Consider the following 12,389-nt stretch of genomic DNA (forward strand, 5'->3'; position numbering starts at 1 on the left):
GCACCGTGACCCAGGACGCCACGAGCCCCCCGGACTCGAGCACCACGCCGCCGACAGGAGCCACGGCCTCCCGGGCCGGCGCCGCACGCGAGACACTGGAGGACTACACGCTGCGGTTCGCGCCCCGCAGCTACCGCAAGTGGTCGACGGGAGTGGTCGCCACGTCGGCCCTCGGGGGCATCGCCTACCTCGCCGACTTCGCGATCGGCGCCAACATCGGGATCTCCTACGGCACCGTCAACGCGCTGTGGGGCATCGCGGTCTTCGCGGTCGTGATCTTCCTGTCGGGCTTCCCGCTCGCGTACTACGCGGCCCGGTACAACCTGGATCTCGATCTCATCACCCGCGGCAGCGGCTTCGGCTACTACGGGTCGGTCGTCACGAACATCATCTTCGCGACGTTCACGTTCATCTTCTTCGCCCTCGAGGGCTCGATCATGGCCCAGGGCCTCGAGCTCGGGCTGGGCATGCCGCTCTGGCTCGGCTACGCGGTCTCGACGATCATCATCTTCCCGCTCGTCGTGTACGGGATGAGCCTGCTGTCGAAGCTCCAGCTCTGGACGACACCGCTGTGGCTGGTCCTCATGGTCCTGCCGTTCGTCTACCTGCTCGTCAGCCACCCCGAGTCGGTGCAGACGTTCTTCGCCTACCAGGGCGAGGAGGGCCAGGGCACGCCGAGCCTCGGCGCGGTGATGCTCGCGGCGGGCGTGTGCCTCTCGCTGATCGCCCAGATCGCCGAGCAGATCGACTACCTGCGCTTTATGCCGCCGAAGACCCCGGAGAACTCGCGGCGCTGGTGGGCCGCGACGGTCCTCGCGGGCCCGGGCTGGGTCATCTTCGGTGCGATCAAGCAGGCGGTGGGGCTCTTCCTCGCGGTGTACCTGCTCGGCACGATCCCCGGCGCCTCGGAGTTCGCCAACGAGCCGGTGCGCCAGTTCCTGGAGATCTACACGAACATCATGCCGGCGTGGCTCGCGCTCACGCTGGCCGTGATCCTGGTCGTGATCAGCCAGATCAAGATCAATGTCACGAACGCCTACTCCGGCTCGTTGGCCTGGACCAACTCCTACACCCGCGTCACCAAGCACTACCCGGGTCGGCTGGTCTTCCTCGGCGTCAACCTGCTCATCGCGCTGGTGCTGATGGAGGCGAACATGTTCGACTTCCTCAACACGATCCTCGGCTTCTACGCCAACTGCGGCATGGCGTGGGTGGTCGTCGTCGCCTCCGACATCGCGATCAACAAGTACCTGCTCGGCATCTCACCGAAGGTCCCGGAGTTCCGGCGCGGCATGCTCTACGCGGTCAACCCGGTCGGCTTCGGCTCGATGCTCGTCGCCGCCGGCGTCTCGATCCTCGCGTTCTTCGGGCTGCTGGGGGAGACGCTGGCGTCGTACTCGCCGCTGGTCGCGATCGGGCTGGCGTTCGTGCTACCGCCGATCCTCGCGCTGGCGACGAGAGGTCGGTACTACCTGCGGCGCACCGAGGACGGCATCGACGTGCCGATGTTCGACGAGCACGGCAACCCCTCGGGCGCGACGCTGCACTGCCAGGTGTGCGACCAGGACTTCGAGCGTCCCGACATGACGGCGTCGGGTACCGGCTCGGGGTACGTGTGCTCCCTGTGCCTGTCCACCGACCGCGAGGGGCGTCACGTGCTCCCGGTGGACTGACCGCGCAGCGCCTCGCGCTCGGTGGCGAGGAGCCGGGTGACGGCCGCGGTCGCGCCGAGCGCGGTGGTGAGGGTGCCCGGGCCGTCGAGGGCGCTCCGGGCCCATCGCACCCCGCCCTCCTCGCCGCCGGTGGGTTCGGCCTCCCCGCCGGCACGGCCGCACACCAGCAGGGTGCCGACGGAGCGCGCCCCGGCGGTCCCGCCCGGCCCGCCGAGCACCGGGTCGGCGCCGTCGAGGCGGGTCGAGGACACGAGCACGGGGCGCCCGTCGACCGTGGCGGCCAGGTCGCTGCGGACGCGCCCGCCGCGCTGCCCGGCGCGCCCGAGCACGACCTGCTCGGTCACGGTCGTCAACGCGCCGTCGGCGACGTGCAGGTCCAGGCTCGCCCACCAGTCGGCGCCGTCGGTGACCACGGTCGGTTCCGGGCGCCAGTCGAGCACGGCCCCGTCGCCGAGACGGGCGTGCACCGCGAACCGGGCGGTGCCGCCCTCGCGTCCGGGCTGCACGACGGTCGCGGCCGCGGTGCGGAGCTCGAGACGCTCGCCGGGGCCGAGGTCGACGTCGAGCCGGAGACGGTCACCGCCGAGCGGCCCGCCGCCGACCTGGACGAGGTGCACCCGCCCCCGCCCGGTGCGGCGCAGGACGAGCGGCGGGTCGGACGCCCAGGTCAGGCGCCCGTCCCGTCGGGAGAGGCGAGCGTGCGCCCGGAGATCGGCCGGGGCGGTCTCAGGACGCAAAGAGGGCCCCGTCCGCCTGGGCGTGCCGGGCCGCGAGCACCTCGGGCAGCGGCGTGGTGGCCGCGGGCAGCAGCGCGGGGTCGTCGCCGGCGGCCGCGGCGACTCCGGCGGCCACGGCCTCGGCGACGGTGGCCGCGCCGTCGCCGAGCGCCCGGGCGTGCACCCCGGCGAGCGCCAGGGGGTCGAGGCCCAGCAACCGGACCGCCGCCGAGCAGACCTGTCCGACGAGGTGGTGGACGGCGAGCGCCGCCGCGTCGTGGGGCGCGCCGCCGGCCGCCGCGACGACGACGCCGAGCGCGAGCGCCTGGTGCGGGCGCGGGCCGAGCGCGTCGTAGGTCGGCGAGGGCCAGGTGCCGCGCGCGGTGCGCAGCAGCGCGCGCCCCTGGGCCCGTGAGACCTCGCGGAGCGCGGCCACCGGGGTGCGCGCGGACATGGCGGCGTCCCAGCGCTCCCAGGCCTCCTGTGTCGTCGCGCGCGTCCGGCACGCCGCGGCCGCGGCGGCGGCGGTCACGAGGCCGGTGCTTGGCACGCGCGCGGCGAGGTAGGCCGCGACGTCGTCGGGGGTCCGGACGAGGTCTCGGGTGGCGGCCGCCTCGAGGCCGGCGGAGTGGGCGTGGCCGCCGGTGGGCAGGCGTGAGTCGGCGAGCAGGAGCAGCGCGGGGTGCACGTCAGAACAGGAAGTAGCGCTGGGCCATGGGCAGCTCGCGGACCGGGTCGGGCTCGACCACCGAGCCGTCGATGCGCACCGTGAAGGTGTCCGGGTCGACGCCGATGTCCGGGGTGGCCGCGTTCTCGGGCATGTCGGCCTTGCCCACGGCGCGCGTCGATCGGATCGGAGCGAACCGCCGGCGGACGTCGACCCGCTCGGCGAGACCGTCGGCCAGCGCCTGCTCGGTGACGAAGTGCACCGAGGTGGCCGCCGCCGCGGCGGGCGCGGCGCCGAACATCGGGCGGGAGAGCTCGGGCTGCGGAGTGGGGATGGACGCGTTGGCGTCGCCCATGCGGCCCCAGGCGATCAGGCCGCCCTTGAGCACGACGTGGGGGCGCACCCCGAAGAACGCGGGATCCCACAGCACGAGGTCGGCGAGCTTGCCGACCTCGACCGACCCGACCTCGCCGTCGAGCCCGTGGGCCACGGCCGGGCAGATCGTGTACTTGGCGACGTAGCGGCGGGCCCGGTCGTTGTCGTCCGCGGTCGTGCCACCCGTGCCCAGCACGCGGCGCCGCGCGGCGTGGGCGGTCTGCCACGTGCGCAGGACGACCTCGCCGACCCGGCCCATCGCCTGCGAGTCCGACCCGATCATCGAGATGGCCCCGAGGTCGTGGAGCAGGTCCTCCGCGGCGATCGTCGAGGCCCGGATGCGCGACTCGGCGAAGGCGAGGTCCTCGGGGATCGACGGTGACAGGTGGTGGCAGACCATCAGCATGTCGAGGTGCTCGTCGACGGTGTTGACGGTGTGCGGGCGGGTCGGGTTGGTCGAGGACGGCAGCACGTGCGGCTGCCCGGCGACGGTGATGATGTCCGGCGCGTGGCCGCCCCCGGCCCCCTCGGTGTGGTACGCGTGGATGCTCCGCCCGGCGACGGCGTCGAGCGTCGCGTCGACGTAGCCGGCCTCGTTGAGGGTGTCGGTGTGCAGCGCGACCTGGACGCCGGTCTCGTCGGCGATGCGCAGGGCCGCGTCGATCGCCGCCGGGGTGGCGCCCCAGTCCTCGTGGACCTTGAACCCGCTCGCCCCCGCGCGGACCTGCTCGCGCAGCGCGCCGACACCGACGGTGTTGCCCTTGCCGAGCAGCGAGAAGTTCATCGGCACGCCGTCGAGCGCCTCGAACATCCGGGCCAGGTACCAGGGCCCGGGCGTCACGGTGGTCGCCTTGGTGCCCTCGGCGGGCCCGGTGCCGCCACCGACCATGGTGGTGACACCCGAGCCGAGGGCCTCGGGCAGCTGCTGGGGGCTGATGAAGTGGACGTGGCAGTCGACCGCGCCCGCAGTGAGGATCTTGCCGTTGCCGGCCAGGACCTCGGTGCCCGGCCCGACGACCAGCCCCGGGTCCACCCCGTCCATCGTGTCGGGGTTGCCGGCCTTCCCCAGGGCGACGATACGCCCGTCCCGGACCCCGACGTCGGCCTTCACCACGCCCCAGTGGTCCAGGACCAGTGCCCCGGTGATCACGAGGTCCGGAGCACCCTCGGCGCGCGTCGTCCGGGCCTGCCCCATCGACTCGCGGATGACCTTGCCGCCCCCGAACACCGCCTCGTCGCCGCCGCGCGGGCCGCGGCAGCGGTCGGCCTCGACGCGGATGCGCAGGTCGGTGTCGGCCAGGCGCACCAGGTCGCCCTCCGTCGGGCCGAACAGGTCCGCGTAGGCCTCGCGGGTCACCGTCCAGCCCGGCCCCGGGGTGCCGCCGCGGCGGCCGGCCGGGTCGGCGACGTCGAGGCGCAGGCCGGGCACGACCGCGGCCCCGCCGAGGGCGACGAGCGTGACGTCCTGCTCCACGCCGGGCTCGAAGCGCACGCTCGTGCCGGCCTGGATCGCCAGGCGCATGCCGACGGCGGCCTCCCGGTCGAACTCGAGGGCCGGGTTGGCGGCGGCGAAGTGGACGTGCGAGCCGACCTGGATCGGCCGGTCGCCGCCGTTGAGGACATGGACGGTGGCGGTGGCGGCGCCCTCGCCCGAGCGCAGCTCCCCGCCGGCGGGCGTGACCTGCCCGGGCTGCATCCTCTTCCCGGGCTCGCTCACGTGATCGGGTCGTGCACGGTGACGAGCTTCGTCCCGTCGGGGAACGTCGCCTCGACGGCGACGGTGGGCAGCATCTCCGGCACGCCCTCCATGACGTCGTCGCGCGTGAGCACGTGCTGGCCGTCGGCCATGAGGTCGGCGACCGACCGGCCGTCACGGGCGCCCTCGAGGATCCAGGAGGTCAGCAGCGCGGTGGCCTCGGGGTGATTGAGCCGCAGGCCACGCGCTCGGCGCTCGTGGGCGAGGTTGGCCGCCACGTGGACCAGTAACCGCTCCTGCTCGTGCGGTGTCAGCAGCACTCGGGATTCTCCTGCCGGTCACGGGATCGTGTCCGGCAGGCTAATGAGCGGGCCGCCGCCGCGGGACGGCGCGGCCCCGACCGACCCACCGATGTAACAGTCGGCCCCTCACACCGTGGGGGAGCGGAAGCCCTCCACCGCGGCCGTGGGCACCTGCTCGGGGCGCGAGCCCGGCGGCTCCGATGCGCTGACCTCGCGGGCGAGCGAGGGCAGCATCCGCTCGTGGCCGGTGGTCGACCAGTCCAGCATCAGCAGGGTCGCGTCGTCCTGGAGCTCGCCGCCCTGGTGCTCGAGCACGGCGGCGGCGAGGCGGCGCAGGGTCTCGGGTGCCGAGACCTCGTCGAGCTCGGCGCGCTCGCTGAGGTCGGCCAGGCGGCGCTCGCCGAAGAACGTCCCGTCCGCGTCGCGGGCCTCGGTGATCCCGTCGGAGTAGAACACCACGCGGTCGCCGGGTTCGAGCCACTCGACGGCCACGTCGGGCCGGGCGGTGCCCGCGCCGAGACCCAGCGGCGGCCGTGGCGGCGCACCGAAGGCGTCGACGAGGTGCCCGCGGCGCAGCAGGAGCGGCGGCGGATGGCCGGCCACGACGTACCGGAGCTCGCCGGTGCGCAGGTCCAGGCGCGCCAGGACCGCGGTGACGAACCGCGGGCGGACCCCGGCCTCCTGCATCTGGGTGTCCGCGTCGGCGGCGAGGTCGGCCAGGTCCTCCACGCCTCGCCGGCGGGCGTTGCGGAGCGCGCTGACGGCCAGGGCGGTAGCGCTGCCCGCGGCGAGGTCGTGTCCGACGCCGTCGAAGACCGCCACGTAGGCGGTCTCGGTGTCGACGACGTAGTCGTACGCGTCGCCGGCGACCTGGTCGTAGGGCTCGAGCAGGGCGGTGACCACGACGGTGTCGGTGGCGAAGGTGCGCGGCGGGACGAGGTGCCACAGCAGCTCGGCGGCGACCGACAGGGGTCGCGGTGCCCGGATCCGGCGGATGCGGTCGCTGTAGGGCAGCTTGCCGATGGCGATGTGGCCCATCAGCCCGGCGAGCGTCCAGCAGCGGCGGCGGAACTCCAGGTCGTCGACCACGTCCGCGTCGAGCTCGAGGCGCACGATCCCGGCGCGCTCGGTGCCGTCGAGCATCGGGATCCACAGCACGCGCCGCCCGGAGTCGGCGAGGCCGGCGACGAACTCGCCGTGCTGGAACGCCCGTCCGGCCAGCGTGCCGTCCACGGGAATCGGCGGCGGCGGGTCCGGGCGCACCGAGGTCAGTACCTGCTGACCGAGGTCGACCAGCAGGACGTCCGCGTGCAGGCCGAGCGGAGCAACGTACTCGTCCACCATCGCCGAGAGGCCCTCACCCACGACCAGGTGGGAGTGATCGGTGAGCGCGGTGAACACGTCTCCCCACGTCAGCCCGTCGGTCGTCACGCGGGCGACCCTACGTGGCACGTTCCGCCGGGAGGAGCCGACGAGCATGCTGGGAGGCACCTGCACGATCTCTCGGAGAGGGAAGGCGATGGACCCGCGCGGCGACCTCGTCGTGGTCGGCTTCGACGGCTCGAGGGACGTCGTGCTCGCCCGGCTCGCGGAGGAGATGCGGCCGGCGGCGGTCGTCGTCGGTTCGCGGGGCACGAGCGGCGTCGCCGCGGTGCTCGGCAGCGTCTCGGACTTCGTGGGTGCACCACAGCCCCGCGCCGGTCCTGGTCGTGCCGCCGCCGACCGCTCCTACGGGATCGTGTCGCCCCATCCGTCTCGGGTGAGGTCCAGCAGCCCACGGCGACGGGCCTCGGTGACGGCAGCCGGCGGCTGTCGACCTGCAGGTCACCTCGCTGCGGGCGGTGCCCGACTGGGACGCGCGGCGGGGCGGCGGGCGGCGACCCGGGCGACCCCTCAGGGGTTCGCCGCCGGACCGATCTCCGTCGGGTGCTCCCCGCGCCGCGACGCCGCGCGGACCGCGTGCAGCTGCTTCTCCTTCGCGACCTCGACGGCGCGTCGGGCGCGCTCGGCCGCGTGCTCGGCGCGCTCCACGCTGCGCCGGGCGGCCCCGCTCTCGACGGCGTGATCCGTGCCCTGGTCCGGGTCCGAGGCGTCCTCGGGAAGCTGCATGCGCACCCCTGCCTGCCGTCGTCGGGGCGGTGGTCCTCGTCCACGGAACGTACCCGTTGCCCACACCCCGCGCGCACCGCCCGGCCCCGAACACCCGCGAGCCGCGCCCCCGGTCGAGGACGCGGCTCGCCGGTGCCGTGTCGCGTTAGGAGAGCGGCCCGTTCACCAGCAGGCCGCCGAGCGGCCCCTCCACGTAGCGGGGGTCGGCCTCGGGGAGCTCGGTCTCGGTGCCGTCCACGCCGGGCGCGCGGTCCTCGCCGTCGGCCGCGTCCGCGGACGACTCGGCGGTGGTGGCCCCGGTGCCGAGCACGGCGTCGACGGCCTGGATCGGGCTCTGCGTGCTGGGGTAGCCGGTCTCCTCGGCCTGGGCGGTGCCGGCGGCCAGCACGGGCAGGACGGGCAGGACGCTGGCGGCGAGGCCCAGGGCGGCGGCGGTGCCGCGGCGGCGCATCGGGTTCGTCATGAGCAGGTTCCTTCGGGTAGGGAGCGGTGATCACATGTTCTCGGCGCCGGCCTGGATGGCCTCGCGGATGCGGTAGTAGGTGCCGCACCGGCAGATGTTGCGGATCTCGTCGAGCACGGAGTCGTCGATGTCGCGACCCTCGGCGCGCGCCTGCTCGACCTTGGCCACGGCGGCCATGATCTGACCGGGCTGGCAGAAGCCGCACTGCGCCACGTCGTTGTCGATCCAGGCCTGCTGCATGGGGTGCAGCCCGCCGCCGGGGGTGGTGTCGGCGAGGCCCTCGATGGTGGTGACCTCGTCGGTGGGCTCGATCGCGCCGACCGGCACCGAGCAGGGGTTGAAGCCCTTGCCGTTGATGTGGCTGGTGCAGGCCTTGCAGACGTTGATGCCGCAGCCGTACTTCGGGCCGGTGACCCCGAGCAGATCGCGGATCACCCAGAGCAGTCGGACGTCGTCCTCGACGTCGACCGACACCTGCTCGCCGTTGAGCGTGAACGTGTGGGTGGGCATGTGGTGGTCCTCAGCTCGTCTTCTCGAGGCCGTCGAGGGGCGACGGCGGGATCGGCGGGACGGTCGGGTACGGCTCGAAGGGGAGCGGCTCCTTGTGCAGGATCGGGAAGAACTCCGGGGTCGTGCCGGTCGCGCGGGCGTAGGCGCAGGCGATCGCGCCGCTGGTCGCCGCGACACCGAACTCGCCGGCCCCGCCCGGCTCCGGGGAGTCGGAGTCCTCGATGATCACGACGTCGATCTCGTCCGGGGTGTTCCACTGCCGGGTGTAGAAGTAGTTGTCCCAGCTGGCCTCGACGAAGTGCCCGTCGCGCAGGTGCAGCCCCGCGGTCAGGGTGTTGCCGATCGCGTCCATGATCCCGCCCTGCATCTGGGCCTTGAGACCGCGCGGGTTGATCACGATCCCGACGTCGACGACGTAGGTCACCTTGGTGACGCGGGGCCCGGTGCGTGCGGAGCGGATCCGGCGGTCGACCGTCTCCGGGCGGCAGTCGATCTCGACGACGGCCGCGGCGGCGCCCTTGTACTCGGTGTGGAAGGCGATGCCCTGGGCCGTGCCGTCGGGCATCGACCTCCCCCAGTCCGCCTCCTCGGCGGCCCGGTCCAGGACGTTCTTCCAGCGGTCGAGCTTGATGAACTCCGAGCGGAACTCGTAGGGGTCCTTGCCCATCACCTCCGCGATCTTGTCCACCATCAGCTCGCGGGCGGTGGCCACGTCCGGGGAGTAGATGTTGCGCGTCGAGCTGGTGTTGAAGCCCATCTCGACCTCGTTGAGCAGCCGCGTGCTCGCCCCGAAGTTGTAGGGGGTGACCTGCGTCAGCTCGAACAGGCTCTCCGAGAGCGTCAGGTTGCCCAGCGGCGCCTTGACCGCCGCGGCGGTGATCGGCTCGGACAGCCCCGGGTTGCCCTCGGTCGCGACGCTGGTGTGGCGGAGCTCGAAGCTCGCCACCGCGTCGCCGGCGACGACGGCGCGCACCCGTGAGGTGCACATCGGATGGGTGCGGCCCTGCCGGGAGTCGTCGGCCCGGGTCCACATGAGCTTGACCGGCTTGCCCATCTCCTTCGAGACCTCGGCGGCCTCGAGCGCGGCGTCGAAGAACAGCTTGCGTCCGAACGAGCCGCCGCCCTCGATGACGCGGAAGGTCACCGCGTTGGTGGGCATGTCGAGGATCCGGGCGATCTCGGCCTGGGCCGCGATCGGGCTCTTCGACGGGCTCCAGATCTCGGCGGAATCCTCGCGGACGTCGGCGATCGCCGCGTTGGTCTCCAGCGGGGAGCCGCTGCGGAAGTAGAAGGTGAACTCGCCCTCGACGGTGGTCCCGCCGACGTCCGGGACGGCCAGCGGCAGCTCGCCCCCGCGCACCTGCTCGAGGATCGAGTCGTCGTCCTCGCCGGCGACCGTGCCCGCCTCCCAGGTGACCTGCAGGGCGTTCACCGCGTCGACGGCCTGCCCGAACGTCCTCGCGCGCACCGCCACACCGGTGCTGACCTGCACGACGTCGGTGACGCCGGGCATGGTCCGGACCTCGTCGAGGTTCTCGACGTCGTCCGGGGCGCCGTTGAGGTCGGGCGCGCGGCAGATCACCGTCGGCAGCGCGTCCGGCACCTGGAGGTCGGTCACGAACTTCTTCTTGCCGGTGACCATGGCGCGGGCGTCGGACTTCGTCCGCGACGTGCCGATGACCGTGAACTCCTCGCGCGGCTTCAGCGCGACCTCGACGGCCTCGGTCACCGGGCTCGCGGCGGCCTCGGTCAGCTCGCCGAACGGCAGCGACTCGCCGTTCTGCCCGATGATCGCGCCACCGCGGCTGGTGAGCACGCTGCTCTCCTGGCCGAGCTGGGCGGCGGCCGCGTCGAGCAGCCGCCCGGCGGCCAGCGCGGCGGCCACCCGGATCGGGGTGAAGGTGGTGAACGTCGTGGACGAGCCGCCGGTGAGCTGGTTGAACACCAGCTCCGGGCGAGCGTCGGCCAGGGTGACGTTCACCTGGTCCGGGTCGAGGCCCATCTCCTCCGCGATGATCATCTGCGTCGACGTGATGATCCCCTGCCCGTTGTCGGAGCGGGGGAGGGCGAACGACACGGTGCCGTCCTGATCGACCGTGACCTGGATGAGGTTCGCGGTCGGGCGGGCCGCGTCGCGCAGCGCGTCGAGCAGGTCGTAGAGCTCCGGCGTCTGGGGCGCGGAGGGCAGCGCGTCCGCCGACGCGCTCGGCACCGAGTCGAAGAGCGTCTGCCGGCCCAGCTCGGCCGCGGCGACGAGCACCGGCGCCGCGACGACGATGCCGAGGAACCGGCGCCGTCCCGGGTCGGCGGGACCGGTGTCGGCCCGCTTCTTCGGGCGATGCGGGCGCCGTGACGGCGCGGGGGCCATGCGGTGAGTGGGCATCGTTGCCTCCGGTGGGGAGCACCCGGGGGTCGCGTCGTAAGCCGACAGCCCGAGAGGTGGTGGTCTCAGTGGAGTAACGATCCGATCACGCACGGACTATTAGCTCGTTCGGTTAACAAGGACCAAATGTCGGTAACGTTCCGTTCACCGTCTGTAGAACGAGTGCGGTGGCCGGCCACGAGCGCCACGCAGGCGCAGCGCGCTCAGGCTTACGGGCCAGGCGCCGGAGATGTGGCCCGCGGCGACGTCCTCACCGGTGCGGACGTCGAGGACGAGGAGGATCTTCCGCGTCTCGAGCTCGACGGCCAGCTCGGCCACCGAGAGCTCCTGGTCCATGCCGCACCCGGCTCAGCCGCCGCCCTCCGCCGGATCCGCCGTGACCACCTGCAGGCCGTGGTCCGCGATGTGGAGGGCGTCGTCGACCCACGCCGCGATCGTCAGCGGGCGGTCGAGCTCGAGCGCGGTGGTGTCTCCCGATCGACCGCGACGACGTGGCAGGCGTTGCGCGCGTCGCGCAGCGGTTGCCGCCGGCCGGCCGCGTCACGGGCGCGGGCGCCGACGACACCCACGTCCGGCGCCGCCCTCACGGCGGCGGCGAAGCCCCGCCACCCGTGGTCGCCGCCGACGGGCGCGTCGAGCGCGGCCTCCACCCAGTGCCGGAGGTCCTCGGGCCCGGACCCCACCTCGACGCCGACGACCGGCGACGATCCCCACGCCCACCCCGCGACGCGGAGGCCGTCGCCCTCGCGGCGGACCTCGGTGACGAGGCTGGTGACGTCGAGGTCGCGCACCGGGGCGAGTGTCCCGGTCCCCGGCGCGATGCGCTGGTAGAGCGTGGTGGTGAACAGGTGCTCGGGCCGCCGGTCCGCGACGGTGAGCGAGCGCAGCCACTTCACGTTGTTGGTGCCGAAGTAGCCCGGGACGAACAGCCGCACGGGGTGGCCGTGCTCGGCGGTCAGCGGCGCGCCGTTCATCTCGTAGGCGAGCAGGCCGCGCTCGCGGACCACGTCGGTCGGCAGGTCCTTGAGGTACGCGCTGCAGCGGGTGTCGTCGAAGACGCCGGAGTCGGACCCCTCGGCGCACAGAACGGGAGCGTCGGAGGCGCCGGCGAGATCCAGCACCGCGGCGACCGGGGCGCCCCGCCACACGACGTTGCCCGCGCGCCGCGTGGGGACGTCGGGGTGCAGCGGGTTGCCGAAGCACTCGAGGACCGCGGTCACGGTGACGCTCGGCAGCGCGCGCAGCTGCTCGAGGTCCAGCTCCAGGGACCGGTCGACGAGGCCGCCGACCCGCAGGCGCCAGCCCTCGGCGGGGACGTGCGCGATGCCGAAGTGGCCGATGACGTAGAGGTCGTCGACCGCGGTGGTGGGCGAGGTCAGACGCGCGGGCGCGGGCTGCCACTTCGTCGTCGCGGACGGCGACATCCGTACGGCACGCGCCACAGGGGCATCGTGCCCGGACCGACCCGGATCCGACACCGGTGGCCACGGGGACC

The 12,389-nt window shown here is 73.6% G+C and carries 12 protein-coding genes; 1 reads left to right on the top strand and 11 read right to left on the bottom strand.

Annotation, left to right across the window (positions count from 1 at the left end; translation table 11 throughout):
• Positions 1–5: 5 nt before the first annotated feature.
• Entirely contained in the window at positions 6–1,673 is a 1,668-nt protein-coding gene (locus tag AC2A1K_RS04955) for a purine-cytosine permease family protein (protein ID WP_483895215.1), read from the top strand.
• Here the strand turns inward: AC2A1K_RS04955 and AC2A1K_RS04960 are convergent.
• The 11 genes from AC2A1K_RS04960 to AC2A1K_RS05010 all read right to left on the bottom strand — a co-directional run bounded on the left by AC2A1K_RS04960 (position 1,652) and on the right by AC2A1K_RS05010 (position 12,336).
• The gene (locus AC2A1K_RS04960; RefSeq protein ID WP_483895216.1) at positions 1,652–2,410 is read right to left on the bottom strand and encodes an urease accessory protein UreD; all 759 of its coding nucleotides are present in this window, start codon (positions 2,408–2,410) and stop codon (positions 1,652–1,654) included. The genes AC2A1K_RS04955 and AC2A1K_RS04960 overlap by 22 nt on opposite strands.
• Positions 2,400–3,077 carry an urease accessory protein UreF gene (locus AC2A1K_RS04965; RefSeq protein ID WP_483895217.1) on the bottom strand — a complete coding sequence of 226 codons (678 nt, stop codon included), beginning with the start codon at positions 3,075–3,077 and terminating at the stop codon, positions 2,400–2,402. The genes AC2A1K_RS04960 and AC2A1K_RS04965 overlap by 11 nt, the downstream gene beginning before the upstream one ends.
• 1 nt (position 3,078) lies before the next feature.
• Complete coding sequence (locus AC2A1K_RS04970) at positions 3,079–5,148, bottom strand: urease subunit alpha (protein WP_483895218.1); 2,070 nt, start codon at positions 5,146–5,148, stop codon at positions 3,079–3,081.
• Positions 5,145–5,447, bottom strand: coding sequence for an urease subunit gamma (locus AC2A1K_RS04975; RefSeq protein WP_483895219.1), 303 nt, complete (start codon positions 5,445–5,447; stop codon positions 5,145–5,147). Before AC2A1K_RS04975 ends, AC2A1K_RS04970 begins: the two co-directional genes overlap by 4 nt.
• Positions 5,448–5,555: 108 nt before the next feature.
• On the bottom strand, positions 5,556–6,860 hold the full coding sequence (locus tag AC2A1K_RS04980) for a PP2C family protein-serine/threonine phosphatase (RefSeq protein ID WP_483895220.1): 1,305 nt from the start codon (positions 6,858–6,860) through the stop codon (positions 5,556–5,558).
• A 462-nt stretch (positions 6,861–7,322) separates the two neighbouring features.
• A complete protein-coding gene (locus tag AC2A1K_RS04985) occupies positions 7,323–7,538 on the bottom strand; it encodes a hypothetical protein (RefSeq protein WP_483895221.1) in 216 nt (71 codons plus the stop codon).
• A gap of 145 nt (positions 7,539–7,683) precedes the next feature.
• On the bottom strand, positions 7,684–8,001 hold the full coding sequence (locus AC2A1K_RS04990; RefSeq protein ID WP_483895222.1) for a hypothetical protein: 318 nt from the start codon (positions 7,999–8,001) through the stop codon (positions 7,684–7,686).
• Between the two features lie 30 nt (positions 8,002–8,031).
• Positions 8,032–8,511: a (2Fe-2S)-binding protein gene (locus tag AC2A1K_RS04995; RefSeq protein ID WP_483895223.1), complete on the bottom strand. Its 480-nt coding sequence runs from the start codon at positions 8,509–8,511 to the stop codon at positions 8,032–8,034.
• Positions 8,512–8,521: 10 nt separating this feature from the next.
• The gene (locus tag AC2A1K_RS05000; RefSeq protein WP_483895224.1) at positions 8,522–10,894 is read right to left on the bottom strand and encodes a xanthine dehydrogenase family protein molybdopterin-binding subunit; all 2,373 of its coding nucleotides are present in this window, start codon (positions 10,892–10,894) and stop codon (positions 8,522–8,524) included.
• A 144-nt stretch (positions 10,895–11,038) separates the two neighbouring features.
• Positions 11,039–11,230 (bottom strand): rhodanese-like domain-containing protein, encoded by a 192-nt coding sequence (locus tag AC2A1K_RS05005; protein ID WP_483895225.1) that lies wholly within the window; start codon positions 11,228–11,230, stop codon positions 11,039–11,041.
• 101 nt (positions 11,231–11,331) lie between these two features.
• Positions 11,332–12,336, bottom strand: a complete 1,005-nt coding sequence (locus AC2A1K_RS05010) for a molybdopterin-dependent oxidoreductase (protein WP_483895226.1) — start codon at positions 12,334–12,336, stop codon at positions 11,332–11,334.
• Between the last annotated feature and the right edge of the window lie 53 nt (positions 12,337–12,389).

The sequence above is a fragment of the Actinomycetospora sp. 2LY8.5 genome, from assembly GCF_057180585.1.